The sequence below is a fragment of the Kribbella qitaiheensis genome, from assembly GCF_014217565.1.
Lineage (GTDB): Bacteria > Actinomycetota > Actinomycetes > Propionibacteriales > Kribbellaceae > Kribbella > Kribbella qitaiheensis_A.
Window position 1 is genome coordinate 4,663,931 of sequence record NZ_CP043661.1, and the last position, 13,880, is coordinate 4,677,810.

15 protein-coding genes and 1 pseudogene are annotated in these 13,880 nt (G+C 66.1%); 6 read left to right on the forward strand and 10 right to left on the reverse strand.

Annotation, left to right across the window (positions count from 1 at the left end):
• Nucleotides 1-146 precede the first annotated feature (146 nt).
• The 3 genes from F1D05_RS22025 to F1D05_RS40620 all read right to left on the reverse strand — a co-directional run bounded on the left by F1D05_RS22025 (nt 147) and on the right by F1D05_RS40620 (nt 4,135).
• Complete coding sequence (locus F1D05_RS22025; RefSeq protein ID WP_185442046.1) at nt 147-1,043, reverse strand: LLM class flavin-dependent oxidoreductase; 897 nt, start codon at nt 1,041-1,043, stop codon at nt 147-149.
• Nucleotides 1,040-1,459 carry a PPOX class F420-dependent oxidoreductase gene (locus F1D05_RS22030; RefSeq protein WP_185442048.1) on the reverse strand — a complete coding sequence of 140 codons (420 nt, stop codon included), beginning with the start codon at nt 1,457-1,459 and terminating at the stop codon, nt 1,040-1,042. Before F1D05_RS22030 ends, F1D05_RS22025 begins: the two co-directional genes overlap by 4 nt.
• 72 nt (nt 1,460-1,531) lie before the next feature.
• Nucleotides 1,532-4,135, reverse strand: coding sequence for a beta-L-arabinofuranosidase domain-containing protein (locus F1D05_RS40620; protein WP_246485854.1), 2,604 nt, complete (start codon nt 4,133-4,135; stop codon nt 1,532-1,534).
• A 192-nt stretch (nt 4,136-4,327) separates the two neighbouring features.
• Between F1D05_RS40620 and F1D05_RS22040 the strand changes: the two genes are divergently transcribed.
• Nucleotides 4,328-5,338 carry a LacI family DNA-binding transcriptional regulator gene (locus F1D05_RS22040; protein ID WP_185442050.1) on the forward strand — a complete coding sequence of 337 codons (1,011 nt, stop codon included), beginning with the start codon at nt 4,328-4,330 and terminating at the stop codon, nt 5,336-5,338.
• 145 nt (nt 5,339-5,483) lie between these two features.
• Here F1D05_RS22040 and F1D05_RS22045 read toward each other — a convergent pair whose 3' ends face one another.
• On the reverse strand, nt 5,484-6,983 hold the full coding sequence (locus F1D05_RS22045; protein WP_246485855.1) for a phosphoenolpyruvate carboxykinase (GTP): 1,500 nt from the start codon (nt 6,981-6,983) through the stop codon (nt 5,484-5,486).
• A gap of 61 nt (nt 6,984-7,044) precedes the next feature.
• Nucleotides 7,045-7,359, reverse strand: a pseudogene (locus F1D05_RS43080) (phosphoenolpyruvate carboxykinase (GTP)); the annotation flags it as partial.
• Between the two features lie 338 nt (nt 7,360-7,697).
• Between F1D05_RS43080 and F1D05_RS22050 the strand changes: the two are divergent.
• Nucleotides 7,698-8,069 carry a hypothetical protein gene (locus F1D05_RS22050; protein WP_185442052.1) on the forward strand — a complete coding sequence of 124 codons (372 nt, stop codon included), beginning with the start codon at nt 7,698-7,700 and terminating at the stop codon, nt 8,067-8,069.
• Between the two features lie 199 nt (nt 8,070-8,268).
• Here the strand turns inward: F1D05_RS22050 and F1D05_RS22055 are convergent, their stop codons facing one another.
• The 4 genes from F1D05_RS22055 to F1D05_RS22070 form a co-directional block, all read right to left on the reverse strand.
• Complete coding sequence (locus F1D05_RS22055) at nt 8,269-8,493, reverse strand: hypothetical protein (RefSeq protein ID WP_185442054.1); 225 nt, start codon at nt 8,491-8,493, stop codon at nt 8,269-8,271.
• Between the two features lie 47 nt (nt 8,494-8,540).
• Nucleotides 8,541-9,074 (reverse strand): YciI family protein, encoded by a 534-nt coding sequence (locus tag F1D05_RS22060; protein ID WP_185442055.1) that lies wholly within the window; start codon nt 9,072-9,074, stop codon nt 8,541-8,543.
• Between the two features lie 136 nt (nt 9,075-9,210).
• Entirely contained in the window at nt 9,211-9,762 is a 552-nt protein-coding gene (locus tag F1D05_RS22065; protein ID WP_185442057.1) for an AAA family ATPase, read from the reverse strand.
• 10 nt (nt 9,763-9,772) lie between these two features.
• Nucleotides 9,773-10,081 carry a putative quinol monooxygenase gene (locus F1D05_RS22070; protein ID WP_206685792.1) on the reverse strand — a complete coding sequence of 103 codons (309 nt, stop codon included), beginning with the start codon at nt 10,079-10,081 and terminating at the stop codon, nt 9,773-9,775.
• 147 nt (nt 10,082-10,228) lie between these two features.
• Here F1D05_RS22070 and F1D05_RS22075 point away from each other — a divergent pair, with 147 nt between their 5' ends.
• The 4 genes from F1D05_RS22075 to F1D05_RS22090 all read left to right on the forward strand — a co-directional run bounded on the left by F1D05_RS22075 (nt 10,229) and on the right by F1D05_RS22090 (nt 12,428).
• Complete coding sequence (locus tag F1D05_RS22075; protein WP_185442061.1) at nt 10,229-10,759, forward strand: GNAT family N-acetyltransferase; 531 nt, start codon at nt 10,229-10,231, stop codon at nt 10,757-10,759.
• A 346-nt stretch (nt 10,760-11,105) separates the two neighbouring features.
• Nucleotides 11,106-11,438, forward strand: a complete 333-nt coding sequence (locus tag F1D05_RS22080; protein WP_185442063.1) for a hypothetical protein — start codon at nt 11,106-11,108, stop codon at nt 11,436-11,438.
• 316 nt (nt 11,439-11,754) lie between these two features.
• Nucleotides 11,755-11,925: a YciI family protein gene (locus tag F1D05_RS40630; RefSeq protein ID WP_246485856.1), complete on the forward strand. Its 171-nt coding sequence runs from the start codon at nt 11,755-11,757 to the stop codon at nt 11,923-11,925.
• Nucleotides 11,926-12,176: 251 nt separating this feature from the next.
• Nucleotides 12,177-12,428, forward strand: coding sequence for a helix-turn-helix domain-containing protein (locus F1D05_RS22090; RefSeq protein ID WP_185442065.1), 252 nt, complete (start codon nt 12,177-12,179; stop codon nt 12,426-12,428).
• 151 nt (nt 12,429-12,579) lie between these two features.
• Here the strand turns inward: F1D05_RS22090 and F1D05_RS40635 are convergent, their stop codons facing one another.
• Entirely contained in the window at nt 12,580-13,356 is a 777-nt protein-coding gene (locus F1D05_RS40635) for a GNAT family N-acetyltransferase (protein WP_246485857.1), read from the reverse strand.
• Nucleotides 13,357-13,880 lie beyond the last annotated feature (524 nt).

Here is a 13,880-nt window from a genome sequence, read left to right on the forward strand (position 1 = left end):
CCCAAGTCGCCGCAGGCGCGCTTGGGGCCCTTCGTCATGTGCGGAGAAAGGCGAGCATTTCGGGAGGCGTAAGCCGGTTCTCGCCGCCTCCGCACGAAAAGGCCCCCAAGCCCGCCCTAGGCGAGCCTGGGGGCCTTCTTGCTTTGTTACCCCACCAACCGCGCGGCCTCCGCCAACCGCTCGACAGACCGAGGTGTGACCGGCTCCACAGCGACGATCAGGTGATCGACGCCCAACCCCCGGTAATCCCTCAACGCCGCCGCCAGTTCTTCGACAGTCCCCTCCACCGCCCCCGGACTCGGCTCATCGATCGCCGGCTGCTCGGGATCCCGCACCGCGATCCCGACCGTCCGCGCCACCGCCCCGTCCGGCCGGTCGCTAGCATCGGTCGCCGCCTTCAACTCACCCAACCGCTCCTTGACCCGCTCATCCACCACCCCGAACCACGCCGTGTTCCAGGCATCAGCCCACTGCGCCGTCAGCTCCAGCATCCTCGGCCGTCGAGCCGCCACCAGGATCGGGATCTCCCTGACCGGCGCAGGCACCAGCTCCGCATCCCGCACCTGGTGATACTTCCCATCGAACGTCACGTTCTCTTTCCTGAGCAGCCGCGCCAAAATCTCCAGCCACTCGGCGAACCGCCCGACCCGGTGATCCGTCGGCAATCCGAACGCCTCGTACTCCGGGTCGTGCCACCCCGCGCCGACACCGAGGATCAACCGCCCGCTCGACACCAGATCAAGCGTCGCCGCCATCTTCGCGGTCAGCCCCGGATCCCGGAACGACCCGCAAAGCACCATCGTCCCGAGCTCGATCCGATCCGTCACCGCGGCCACAGCAGTCAGCAGAGTCCACGCCTCATGCATCCCGTACGTCCGCTCGTCCCCACCACCCGGCCGGTACAGGAAGTGATCCGCCAGCCAGACCGAGTCCAGCCCGTTCGTCTCCACAGCCTGCGCAATCGCGCGAACCTCCGCCCAGCTCGGTACTCCGCCGTCCGGTCCTTCGTTGTCGCCGACCGGAAGCATCACGCCGATCTTCATGCCTTCACCCACGGTCCGACGCCGGAAACCTTGTCCACCGTGATGTGCGTGACGTACCCAGCCGGTACGTCGTCACCCGGCAGAAAATCCGCATCGGGTCCTATATAGGTCTTGGCCAGCTCGCGCAGAATCTGCACCGCCCCACCCTCGGTGATCCGCGCGGTACCGGTGATCACCAGGTACTCGACCAGCCCCATCTCGTTCATCCGGTCCGTCTCGAGCGAAAGCACCACCCGCGCGTCCCGCCGGATGTTCTTCACCTTCCGATGCTCCGGGATATGCGCGGCGATGATCTCGTCACCGTCCACCCCGACCCAGACCACCGACACCTGCGGACTGCCGTCCGGGTTGATCGTGACCAGATGCCCCAGCGCATCCGACTCCAGTACCTCGCGCGCACTCTCCGGTATCACCATGCTCGCCAACCTAGCCCGCCCCACCCCAGCCTCAGGCGGACCTGAGGCCGGGCGGGCGGAGGTTCGGCCGAGTCAGCTGAAGGCGAGGCTCAGGATTCCGCCTGAGAAGGTTGGCCGGAGTACGGCCTCGACCCGGAACCGCTGTGCCCGCACCGGCGCGAACCGAACGCCATTGAAGGCATCACGCAATACGCCGTACTGCGTGGGCTGGTCGACCGGGCGCCAGGTGTTTCCGTCGAGCCACAGAACCCGCCACGACGCGGGAACCCTGCACTGCCCGGTCCCGGTGTCATCGAACCAGTACGCCGAAGCCTGCGAGATCTCCCGGCTCTCGCGCAGGTCGTACTCGATCCACTCCGTCGAGCCGCGCCGATCCCACCAGGTGAAGCGCGGGATCGACTGGTCGGCAGACGAGGACGGAACGCGTCCGTCGTCCGCGGCTTCCAGCGAATCCCCGTCGTTCACATGCGACGCGGTGATCCGCCTCCGGCGACGCCATTGGATGCCGTTGGCATCGACTGTCGGGAACGAACTGATCCGCAACCGAGCCGCCCCCATCGGAATCAGCGTGATGTCCTCCATCGGCTGAACCGACCGCGCCGGACTGCCCTGCAACAGCCCGACCACACCCTCGCTATCAGCCTCCCACTCCGGAATCCGCCGTCCCCGCGCCTTCAACTCCAGCGGCACCCCCTCCCGAGTAAACGGATCAGCCCCCGCCGCCACCCGCCGCCGAACAACCTCGAACCCTCCGCGCCCGCCACCACCTCCGTCCGCAGCGCCACCCCCATCACCCGCGCTCGGCGCGGCGACATCCGCGCCACTCACTCCCGACCCGGTCGCGCCGTGAGCAGCGGTTGCCACCAAGCCGTAGTTCCAAGGGGAAGCCGGGTAGACGGCGAGTTCGGGCCACTCGGTGGTGCCGCCGATGGTTTCGTAGCGCTCGTCGATCGCCAGTGAGTAGGTCAGCGGCCCGCGGTCCACCGAAATCGTTTTCTGATTTTCCGTCCAGACGCGAGTAGTGACCCGCATCGGCAGCACCAGCTTCACCCGATCGCCCGAGCGCCAGGTGCGATCGAGCTTGACCCACCCGCCTTGGGCGGCAGCGGGCACCCGGGCAGAGTTCACCGACACGGAGAACTCCGTCGCCCAGCCAGGAATCCGCAGGTACAACGGAAAACGTGTGCTGTGCGCCGCCTGCACTGTGAAGCTGATCGTCTCGTCGAACGGGTACTCCGTGTCCTGCACGACAGTGACCTCGGTCCCGACTCCCGAACCGACCCGCGCGGTCACCTTGCTCGCGGCGTACATCGAAGCCGCCAACCCGTTGTCGGTCGTCGCCAGCCACAGTTCCTGCGCGTAGTACGGCCAACCCATGCCGTAGTTGTGCGGACAGCACCGGTACTGATGGACGCCGTACTTGTAAGCCTGCATGGCGAAACCGTTCTGGAACTGCCCGTGCTTCACCGTCTCGTCCAGCTGGATGCTGTTGGCGCAGGTGATGTAGTGCATGACCTGCTGACGCGGGTCGTACGACGCAGGCAACGAGTTGAATGCGAGTTCCTCGCACCGGTCGATCCAGTCCGTGTCGCCAGTGAAGCGGGTCAGCATCTCGAACGTGTGCATCAGCTCGACGATCCCGCACGTCTCGAAACCTTGGCGTGGATCACCGAACCCCGGCCGGGAGTTCTCGTCCCCGGCGAATCCACCGCCCGGGAACTGCCCGTACTGGCCCATGATCGTCGCGTAGTTCCGGTACGTCGCCGCGCTGTACTTCTCGTCGCCGGCCAGAAGTCCGTACTGCAAGGGTTCACGGAACCCCTGCGCCAGGTTCACGTTGTGCCAGTTCGGAATGCCGTTGGTGTAGTCGGCCGAACCGGCGTGCATCTTGCGGACCAGGTCGAGCAGCCAGGCATCACCGGTGCGGTTGTACAGCCAGTACGCGCTGTCGATGTTGTCGCCCCAGCGGAACGCGCCCCAGGACCGGTTGAACACCTCCGGCGGCTGCGTGTTCTGGAACTGCAGATAGCGCGTCATGAACGGGATCACCCGCTCGTCGCCGGAGTACTCGTACCAGGACCTGAACGCTGCCAGCAAAGGCATGCCCGGCCAGAAGTCGGGTCCGTTCTCCAGCGAGGTGCGCAACCGTTCTGGGCCGAACCAGCCGTCGGCAGCCTGGGTGTCGATGATGCCGTGGATCCATCGCTTCGTCTTGGCGAGTACGGCGGCGTCGCCGGTGACGTACCCGAGATCACCGAGGCCTCGCAGCCAGTACGGGAGTTCTTCCCAGGCGTCCTTGGCCGGGTCGACCCAGCCGTTCGTCGTGTAGACGAGGAAATCGGAGACCTCGTCGTACCGGCCGCAGAGGCCGTTGACCTGCAGATCGAGTTGCTGCGCCAACCAGCCACGCGGCTCGATCGCTCCCGGTGGCAGCTTCTGGAACGGCACCGGCTGCAGCGGCGTGCGGTTGGGGACGTAGTACCCGCCTCGGGTCGCGGGCGGCATCGAAGCGCTCACCGCCCCGGGCTGAGTGGCGGCGGCGGGCTGAGCGCCCCCAGTTGGTTCGGCGGCTTCGGCCGGGGTCGCGGTCATACCGACCGCCAGGCCGCCGGCGGCGGCGAGAGTGGCACCGAGAAAGTCACGACGGGGCATCCCTTCGACAGGGGAATCAGGCATGGCAGGTCCTCTTTCGCGTGATGTAAATGGGCGGGCATCACACAGGGGACGGAAAAACCGCAAACGTTTTCCGTGCTGACAACGTAAGACCGTGCCGAGTCTTCGTCAAGACCAGATCCTCGTTCCGTAAGGGGAATCCGGCTGATCCTGCTACAGTCGTCGGCACGTTCCCGGACAGCGGAAGGAAACATGATGGTGGAGAGGAAGCCGGTGCTGAAGCAACAGCCGGCACGCATCCTCGATGTCGCCGCGCTGGCCGGGGTCTCTGTCGGGACAGCCTCGAAAGCACTGAACGACACGGGTCAGCTGAGCCCCGCCACGCGTGAGCGCGTACGCCGGGCCGCGGACCAACTCGGCTTCACACCAGATACCCGCGGGCGGGCCTTGCAGTCAGGTCGGACCTTCACCGTCGCGCTGCTCACCACCGACAGTTCGGGCCGGTTCAGCAACCCGATCATGCGTGGCGTCGAGGATGTGCTCAGCGCCGGTGAGTTGGCGACCATCCTGTGTGACACCCGGGACGACCCACTGCGCGAGCAGCACTATCTGCGCTCGCTGGCCGCGCGAAGAGTCGACGGGATCGTCGTCACCGGCCGGCGCACCGAGCCACGGACTCCGATCGACGTCTCCCTGCCAGTTGTCTACGCGCTGGCCGCGTCGACAGATCGGGCCGATACCTCGGTGATCGTCGACGAGCAGCAAGGTGCGGCTTCCGTCGTCGAGCACTTGCGGGGTCTCGGCCGCACTCGGATCGCGCACGTGACCGGGCCCGACAACCACCGCTCCGCGGCCGAACGCGCGAGCGGGGTCGTCGATCACGCCGGGACGATCTTCGCCGGCGAGGTCCTCTTCGGTGACTGGAGCGAGCAGTGGGGACGGCAGGCCACGGATCTGTTGCTGCGCAGGCATCCGGAGCTTGACGCGATCACCTGTGGAAGCGACCAGATCGCCCGCGGGGCCTGCGATCGCCTTCGCGAACTCGGCCGGGCTGTTCCGGAAGACATCGCCGTGACGGGCTACGACAACTGGCCGGTGATGGCACTCGCGAGCCGGCCGCCGCTCACGTCGGTCGACCTGCAGTTGGAGGAGTTGGGTCGCCACAGCGCACAACTGCTCCTCGAGGCGATCGCCGGCACTCGCCGGCACGGCATCCTCGAACTCCCCACCCGGCTGGTCCCGCGAGAGTCGACCCTCGGCCTCTGACACCGCTTGCGTCCGAAGGGGCGAGGGGCAGGACCCTCACTCGTTCGGACGCAAGCGGTTGTTGGGGACAGCGGAACGCCCCGGTCCGAAGACCGGGGCGCTGCACCGAGAAACCAGCGACTCGTAGTACGAACGGGTCGTAGTACTAGCCGAGGCGGGCCTTGAGTGCGTCGAGTTCGAGCTTGAGCGCCGCCGGGACCTTGTCGCCGAGCTTGGCGAACCACTCCTCGATCAGCGGGATCTCGGCCTTCCACTCCTCGGCGTCGACGTGCAGCGCCGTCTGCAGCGCCTCGACTGTCAGGTCCAGCCCGCTCACGTCGAGCGCGTCGACCGTCGGCACGTGCCCGATCGGCGTCTCGACCGCGGCGGCCTGGCCCTCCAGCCGGTCGATGACCCACTTGAGCACGCGGCCGTTCTCGCTGAAGCCCGGCCAGACGAACTTGCCGTCGGCGTCCTTGCGGAACCAGTTCACGTAGAAGATCTTCGGCAGCTTGGACGCGTCGTTGTCCTTGCCGACCGTGATCCAGTGGTTCAGGTAGTCACCGGCGTTGTAGCCGATGAACGGCAGCATCGCCATCGGGTCGCGGCGAACCACACCGACCTGGCCGACCGCGGCCGCGGTGGTCTCGGACGACAGGGTCGCGCCCATGAAGACACCGTGGTCCCAGTCGCGCGCCTCGGTGACCAGCGGGACCGTGGTGGCCCGGCGACCGCCGAAGAGGATCGCTGAGATCGGTACGCCGTTGGGGTCCTCGTACTCGTCGGCGATGATCGGGCACTGCTTGATCGGAGTACAGAATCGGCTGTTCGGGTGCGAGGAGACTTCGCCGGACTCCGGCGTCCACTCGCGGCCCTTCCAGTCGGTCAGGTGGTTCGGCGGGGTCTGCGAGTAGCCCTCCCACCAGACGTCACCGTCATCGGTCAGCGCGACGTTGGTGAAGAGCGAGTTGCCCTTCTCGATCGTGCGCATCGCGTTCGGGTTGGTCTTCCAGCCGGTACCTGGGGCGACGCCGAACAGCCCGAACTCGGGGTTCACGGCGTACAGGCGACCGTCCTCGCCGAAGCGCATCCAGGCGATGTCGTCGCCCAGCGTCTCGACCTCCCAGCCCTCCAGGGTCGGGTCGAGCATCGCCAGGTTGGTCTTGCCGCAGGCGCTCGGGAACGCGGCCGCGATGTAGTGGACCTTCTTCTCCGGCGAGATCAGCTTCAGGATGAGCATGTGCTCGGCCAGCCAGCCCTCGTCGCGCGCCATCGCCGAGGCGATCCGCAGCGAGTAGCACTTCTTGCCCAGCAGCGAGTTGCCGCCGTAGCCCGAGCCGTACGACCAGATCGTCCGCTCCTCGGGGAACTGGACGATGTACTTCTCGTCGTTGCACGGCCACGGCACGTCTTTCTGGCCGGGAGCCAGCGGTGCGCCGACCGAGTGCAGACACGGTACGAACTTCGAGTCGGTGCCCATCTTGGCCAGTACTTCGGCGCCGCTGCGGGCCATGATCCGCATCGAGGCGACGACGTACGCCGAGTCGGTGATCTCGACGCCGAACATCGGCTTCTCGGCGGTCGACGGGCCCATGCAGAACGGCACGACGTACAGAGTCCGGCCGCGCATGCTGCCGCGGTACAGCTCCGTCATCAGCGCCTTCATCTCGGGCCGGCGCCATCCAGTTGTTGGTCGGGCCGGAGTCGGCCTCGTCGACCGAACAGATGAAGGTGCGCTGCTCGACCCGGGCGACGTCGGACGGGTCGGTGCGGGCCCAGAACGAGTTCGGCTTCAACTCGTCGTTGAGTCGGACGACGGTGCCGGCGGCGATCAGTTCGGTGGTGAGCTTCGCGTACTCGGCCTCGGAGCCGTCGACCCAGTGGATCCGGTCGGGCTGGGTGAGTTCGGCAACCTCGGCAACCCAGGCCAGCAGGCCCGCGTGCTCAGTCGGGGCGTGGCTCAGGTCGAAGGTCGGTGGGGTGACCGGGCTCTCGACACCGAGGGCAGTCTCGGTATGGGCAGGGCTGGCGGTTGTCGTCATCGGCGGCTCATTCCCTCTCGCGATCGGGCCGACGGCGGCTGGCCCCTCGCCGTTGAGGAGGTACGACGTCGGCCGCCGGGGTCTCCGGCGGTTCGATTCAGCTGGCTTGACGGTGCGTTTCTCGCAGACCAGTGTGCCCAGTGGGCATATACCAGTGTGCAAGTGGTACTAACCGTACGCGACTGGAAGTGGTGTTGAGAACCGCTCGCGAGTGAGGCCCGTCACAAATTTCCGCCGACAATCGCTTTCCGCACGAAAAACACCGGTACGCACTGTGATCGGCCAGGTCCTCCGGGCGTTTCGCCGGTCTTGGCCGCCGCGTCGCCTACCGTGACGACATGGCGAAAGGCAGCAAGGTCGACTCGTTCCTGACCCTGGTCGTCGGCGGTGGTGCCGGCTTCGGGCTCCTGGTGCTGACGTCGAAGTCGTGGAAGGCGTGCGGAGTCCACCTCAACGGGGTCGGCAACGGTCCTACCCTGTTCTTCGTCGGCATCCCGGTGGCGTTCGTGGTGAACCTGGTCCTGTTCAACACCGTCTACCGCTTCTCCCGCAAAGGCCAAGGCTTCTTCACCGCCCTCCTGGCCGCGATGATCGCCATCGCCATCGCCGACCTGGCCCTCTACTCCTGGGCCGGCACCCCCAACTTCACCCCCGCCCCCATCTGCCCCGCCAACGTCCCCCCGTGGTGGCCGACGGGCATCCCCACCTAGTACTACGTACGCCCGCTTCGCGGCTCCTGCGTCGCCGGCTCGACCCACCCCAGGACGCTGCTCCTTCGTCGTGGCTCAAGGGAAAGCGGAGTGGTTCGCGGATCCGCCGAGGTGTGCTGGACGGGTTGGCCAGCCCCGCTCGACCCGGTCGCCGAGTCTCGGCTCTTGCTTGTGGCTAGGTGGGCACTGGACCAGTGCGTCAGATGACGGAGGTGTCCCGGATCCGGGCGGCTGTGGCTCGTTCTTGCCTACTCAGGGAACCCGGGTCGACTCGTCTGATCAGGGACCGGTGGTGGCCGACCGGGCAGCGTTGGTAGCGCACTGGGCCTAGGCGGATGGCCTTGAACGAGCCGAGTGCCATCCACTTGGTGGTGAACAGGTGTCCTGCCGAACACCGCACGATGCTGTCGAAACGCGAGCTCATCGGTCCCACACTCCTCGGTGGTCCTGGGAAAGGGCCCACCATCGAAGTTACCGCCTGCCGCCGAAGGTCCAAGGGAAGACTTCTGTACTGCGTTCGCCGGGCGGCAGCAGGTTCGCGGCGGACTCGAGGTCTGGGGCTTCGACCGTGGCGGCGTGGCCGAGTCGCGTTCGGCCGTCGAGGGTGAGCAGTTCGCCGTACACGATCAGGTGTTTCGACGGGACTGGTGCGGGCTCGCCGGTAGTGATGACGAGGAATCGGTCGTTGCCCTCGACCCCATCGGTGAAGTCCCACATCTTGCGGCCGAGGAGATTGTCGAAGCGGCACAGCAGTACGGACTCGAAGGCGCCGGCGAGGTAGTACGGCTCCTCGTAGGCGAACGCGTGAGCGGCCTCGGCATCCGGGAGGTCGACGATGTGCAGACTGCCCGTCGACTCGGCGTCGTCGCCTTGTCCGGTCAATGTCGGCCCGCGCGCGACCATCCCCTCGGCGTACTGGTCCATGAACGCCCAGTGCTCTTCAGCCAGCCTCTGCTTGAGCGCGCCGGCGCCGGGGACATCGCGGCCATAAACGAAGTACTCCACAACCGCCAACCTATGTGAACGCGGTGCCGGCGCGCACCGAGTTTCACCACTGCCTGAGAATCTGCGCGGTTTCGCGGCTGAGCAGCCGGAGGGAACGGAAGCGGGCGTGGCCGTCGACGAGCTTCAAAGTGTCCATCTAGTTCTCGATGGGGTGGGCGGTGGTGCCGCCGGTGGTCCAGGTGAGGTCGCGGATGACGCGGGTGACGGTATCGTCGAGGGTGCTGGAGATGTCGATGACTTGCTCGCCTGGTACGCCGAGGAGGTCGCAAGGGTTGTACCAGTCGCGCATCTGCTCGGCGTTGACGACCTTCGCCAGGGGACGGGTGGAGTGGCGCCGGATCGTCTCGTCGAACGGCAGTTGGAAGTAGTACACACCGGTGATGCCGGCGTGGTCGGCGATCAGTTGCCGCACCATCTCGCCGTAGTGCGGGGTGTAGAAGATGCCTTCCAGTACGACGTGATAGCCGGCATCGAGCGCGTACCGCGCTGTTTGGTCGATCAGGCCGATGTTCGGAACGCCTGGCCGGTCGTGTTCGCGGAGCAGGATCCGGCGCAGATAGTCCTGCTCGATCCAGGCGACACCGCGGCCGACCCGCTGCCGGATCTCCTGTGCGGTGGTCGATTTCCCGGATCCAGAGTTGCCTCGTAGTACGGCAAGCCGCGTCGTCGCATCCCCAGTTTTCGGCACCCGGGCGAGCTTAGTCGCCGGCGCTCGACGCGACGCTGTCGCCGAAGGGAATGACCATCGTCCAGCCCTCGACCAGCGTGTCGAGGATTTGGCCGAACTTCTGGACCGCCTCGTTCTGGATATGCGTCTCGAAGGCTTCGCGGTCGGTGTACGCCTCGTAGCCGTAGACGACGTCTGGTTCGGCTTCGACCTCCCACGCGTCGATCCGCAGCGTGCCGGGCTCACTCTCCTTGGCGATCCGGGCGCTCCACCGCACGATCTCCAGGAACTCGTCCCGCTTGCCCGGCTTCACGACGAACCTGGCCAATCCTCCGTACATCATCCCTCCCGATCCTCGTACCCGTGTTCTGCCTCGGAAACTACAGGACCACAGGGCGATCGCCGAGGCCGTTGCCCAAGGCATCGGAATTCGAGGTTCGGCTCAGGTCCCGCTTCCGGTGGTCTGATCGTCGATTAGTCTGCGCGGATGGCTGACCTGGGATCCGTCGCTTGGCCGCCTGCTCCGATCAGGACCGAGCGGCTCGTACTCCGTGAACCCGAGGTCCGCGATCGTACGGCGGTCATCGAGCTGTTCACCTCGGTTGAGGTCGGGATCTACATCGGTGGACCTCGATCGCGTGACGTACTCGAGGCCGGAGTGTCAGAGGTGCCCAGGCGGCGCCCTGGCCTCTTCGTTGTCGATCTCGACGGCGCGATGATCGGCACGGTCACGCTCGACCGGCACGATCCAGAACGCCCTGAGGCCGAGCTCGGCTACCTGTTCCTGCCGAAGGCGTGGGGATACGGGTACGCCGCCGAGGCGTGCGCGGCGACGCTCGACTGGTTCGCCGGCGCGCTTCCCAACGAGTCGGTCGTACTCCGCACCCAGACGGCCAACGCCCCCTCGATGCGCCTCGCGGCGAAGCTGGGCTTCACCGAGGTAGAGCGGTACGAGGACTACGGCACCGAGCAATGGCTCGGCAGGTGGTCCTCACCCGCTGAACTCGCCGGCCGATGACGAGTTTGCTCCCCTGACAAGGTCGGCCAGAAGTCCGCGGACCCGCTCGGGGAACCAATTGCGGTGTCGATCCGCAGGGTAGGCCTCTTCGGGCGCCCGCTCCGTGTAGAAGCTCTGGCAGAAGTCGTCGCCACAGCCGCACGTCTCAACGATGCGCAGCCCGTCCACTTGACTGGCCAATCCGGCCTGATTGTCGCGGGCGAGCGCATCTTTGAGCTGGCCGGCAAGTATCGGCCACCGATCTACGAGCCTAGGCGCATCCGCTTCCAAACGGGGAGGCTACGACCAGCAACCCGTGTGGACCACCACACCTGCCCCGATCGCTTGCGATGGCATCCTGGTGGGCGTGGAGCGGGTTGTGGTCTTTGGCTGTGCGGGCAGCGGCAAATCAACCCTGTCCAGGGAGTTGGCCACTTGCACCGGGTTGCCTCTGATCGAGCGCGATGCACTCGGCGTACTCGGGCCGCGTGACTATCGAGAAGCTCTCGGCGAGCTGGCCCATCAGCAGCTCTGGATCCTGGACGGCGCTCCGTACTACGAAGACGATCTCATCTACGGAGCGGCCGACACCGTGATCCTTCTCGACTACCCGAAGCTGCTGGTGATGTGGCGGGTGCTGCGGCGAACGCTCCTCATTGAATTGTCCCGCCGCTGGCTGGGCCAACTCCGCCGCTCCTGAACTCGGCTGCGCCACGCGGCGGAGATCCCGTGGAAAACTCTTGGCGTCGGTTGTCGAATCAGCCGGATGCCGTTCGTAGCGTAGGTGGAGGCGGACGTAGGGTCCGCTCGACCCGAAGGAGCAGCCATGCCCGAGTACCTCATCTACTTCAACCAGCAGTGGGTGGGTGACCACACCGAGGAGTGGTTCCGCGGGCGCGGGCCACTTGCCATGGCGGTCGTGAACGAGATGAAGGCCGCCGGCGTCTACGTCTTCGCCGGCGGCCCTGGAGGAAGACGACGGCCCGATCTACAACGCCGACCCCACCAGCGGCGACATGGTGATCACCGACGGCCCGTACGTCGAGTCCAAGGAGTTCCTGGGCGGCTTCGCCCTGGTAGACGTCCCCGACGACGACACCGCCAAAGTCTGGGCGGCCAAGATCGCGGACGCATGCGGCTGGCCCCACGAAATCCGCCGCTTCAAACCACAACCCAAAACCAACTAACTCCACCGCTCGACTCCCTCTTCGGAGAGCAGAAAGAGGAGTGACATTGAGGTACGGAGGGGTGGCCGACCAATCGGCCGCCCTTCTGTCACGTCCCGGAAAACACAAAAGCCCAGATCATCCACCTGAATGACTTGGGCCTAGTGCAGCGCGCTCGGAGGTGTTGTGGCTCAACACATCCCGGACGGGTGTCTCACGACATACCGGACTGATGTCTCAAGACATCGGCGACACTTCGTGGACAGTCGGGCATGTCGAAAGCGCGTCTGGTGATTACCGCGGTCGTGGTGGAGAAGCGGTCTGTGGCCGAGGTGGTCGCCCAGTACGGCGTGTCCAGGTCGTGGCTGTTCGAGCTGCTGGCCCGCTACCGCGTTGAGGGCGAGGCGGCGTTCGAACCACGATCACGCCGGCCGAAGGCCTCACCACGAGCCACCGCCCCGGCGACGGTGGAACTGGTTGTTGCTGCTGCGTCGGCAGATGCGCGACACTCGTCTGCCAGGTGATCTGCGACAGCCGAAAGGCACGGATCGCGGCGTGAGCGGACGTTCAGTTGACGGCCGCGTGTCCGTGCGTCTTTCGTGAACCGGGCATCGAAGCCGACAAGCAGGCCGGGCCATGCATGCTGTCTGCTGGCGATCGGGTCGGAGAAGCCGACTAGCTGTCCCTCGTAGCCAGTTCGTGGAAGTACGTGACGCGCTTGCCCAATGCGTCGGCGTACGCGATCTCGCGGCGGGTGGCCACCCCGATGTAGCCACCGGGGTTCACGATTCGCACCTCATCTGCGAGGTCGATCCGGCGGAGGTGCAGCTCTCCCAACGCGCGGACGAGCAAAGGGTCCAGCACAGACGCCTCGGTGGCCTCCGGAGCCAGGACGATCGCCAGATCGAGCGTCAAGCGCGTGCGCTCGGTCGCAAACTCCCTGCTGAAGCGCAGGGAACCGCACAGACAAACGATCTTCGGGCGAGCAACCGGCACGTTGGACATAGACACCTTCAAGATCCAAAGGTCCCCCAGCATTCCATGCCGCCGATGATGCCTGGCCAGCCAACCTCTGTGAAGGCTAGCTTTCCGCTCATCGGCAGATCCGTGCGTTGCTCCGACACGTGGAGAGATTTCTAGCCTGTCGCACATCAGTTGGCGGGCGGTGGCCTTCCGCTGGAACAGGGCACCCGATGGGTAGTAGCTCAGGTCGAGGGTCCGGACGTGCTGGAATCCGCGCTGCTCGTAGTAGCGATGGAGGCCGACGTTGCCGGTCCACACGTCAATCCGGACCCAGTTGTTGCCGAGATCACCGGCTCGCTTGCAAGCCCACTCGATGACGTCGGTGCCGAGTCCGGAGTACTTGCGCCGGACGATCAGGCGGTGCAGGTACATGGCGGCTCGCGTTGCTCCTCGGGCGTCCAGAGCTTGGCCACGCGGACCGTCCGTCACGCTCCGGGTCTACGCCCATGTGATCTATCGCTGAGGTGTTCGCCGCTGCGGCCCGACCAGGTCTACGAGGACCTGGGCGAGGACGAAGACGGCCCGGAGGCGTCAGGGTTGGTGCCGTATTAGCAGCAGCGTTAGCAAGTTCGCTCCGGAAACGCGAAAACCCCGGGTCATCCACCTGGCTGACCTGGGGTTTTGCTGGCGCGCTCGGAGGGATTCGAACCCCCAACCTTCTGATCCGTAGGAGCCTGCGCCGACAGCTCTCCAGCAGCATTGGTGCTCAGCGCGTGGGCTGTGGATTGCGTTCGCAAGCTCCCTGTGAGCGGCCGTTGGGGTACGACTGGGGTACAGGCCCGCCAGCTTCAAATTCATGCCGCCGTCTCGCCTTCCAGTGCTGAAATCTTGACCCTCAGATGCCATCTGCCTCAGCGCTCGGTCGCATGACACCGCAGAGCGAGCCATTCCCGGCGGGGGGATCAGGGACCGTGGAGCGCGCCGGAGGTTGCTGAGTGCTCCTCGCGAGCGGT

Coding starts and splice junctions, on each gene's coding strand:
- F1D05_RS22050 (WP_185442052.1), top strand. CDS start 7,698: ATGGCGAAAGGCAGCAAGGTCGACTCGTTCCTGACCCTGGTCGTCGGC.
- F1D05_RS22070 (WP_206685792.1), bottom strand. CDS start 10,081: ATGTACGGAGGATTGGCCAGGTTCGTCGTGAAGCCGGGCAAGCGGGAC.
- F1D05_RS22040 (WP_185442050.1), top strand. CDS start 4,328: ATGGTGGAGAGGAAGCCGGTGCTGAAGCAACAGCCGGCACGCATCCTC.
- F1D05_RS22090 (WP_185442065.1), top strand. CDS start 12,177: ATGTCGAAAGCGCGTCTGGTGATTACCGCGGTCGTGGTGGAGAAGCGG.
- F1D05_RS22025 (WP_185442046.1), bottom strand. CDS start 1,043: ATGAAGATCGGCGTGATGCTTCCGGTCGGCGACAACGAAGGACCGGAC.
- F1D05_RS22030 (WP_185442048.1), bottom strand. CDS start 1,459: ATGGTGATACCGGAGAGTGCGCGCGAGGTACTGGAGTCGGATGCGCTG.
- F1D05_RS22055 (WP_185442054.1), bottom strand. CDS start 8,493: ATGAGCTCGCGTTTCGACAGCATCGTGCGGTGTTCGGCAGGACACCTG.
- F1D05_RS22075 (WP_185442061.1), top strand. CDS start 10,229: ATGGCTGACCTGGGATCCGTCGCTTGGCCGCCTGCTCCGATCAGGACC.
- F1D05_RS22045 (WP_246485855.1), bottom strand. CDS start 6,983: ATGAAGGCGCTGATGACGGAGCTGTACCGCGGCAGCATGCGCGGCCGG.
- F1D05_RS40620 (WP_246485854.1), bottom strand. CDS start 4,135: ATGCCTGATTCCCCTGTCGAAGGGATGCCCCGTCGTGACTTTCTCGGT.
- F1D05_RS40630 (WP_246485856.1), top strand. CDS start 11,755: ATGGTGATCACCGACGGCCCGTACGTCGAGTCCAAGGAGTTCCTGGGC.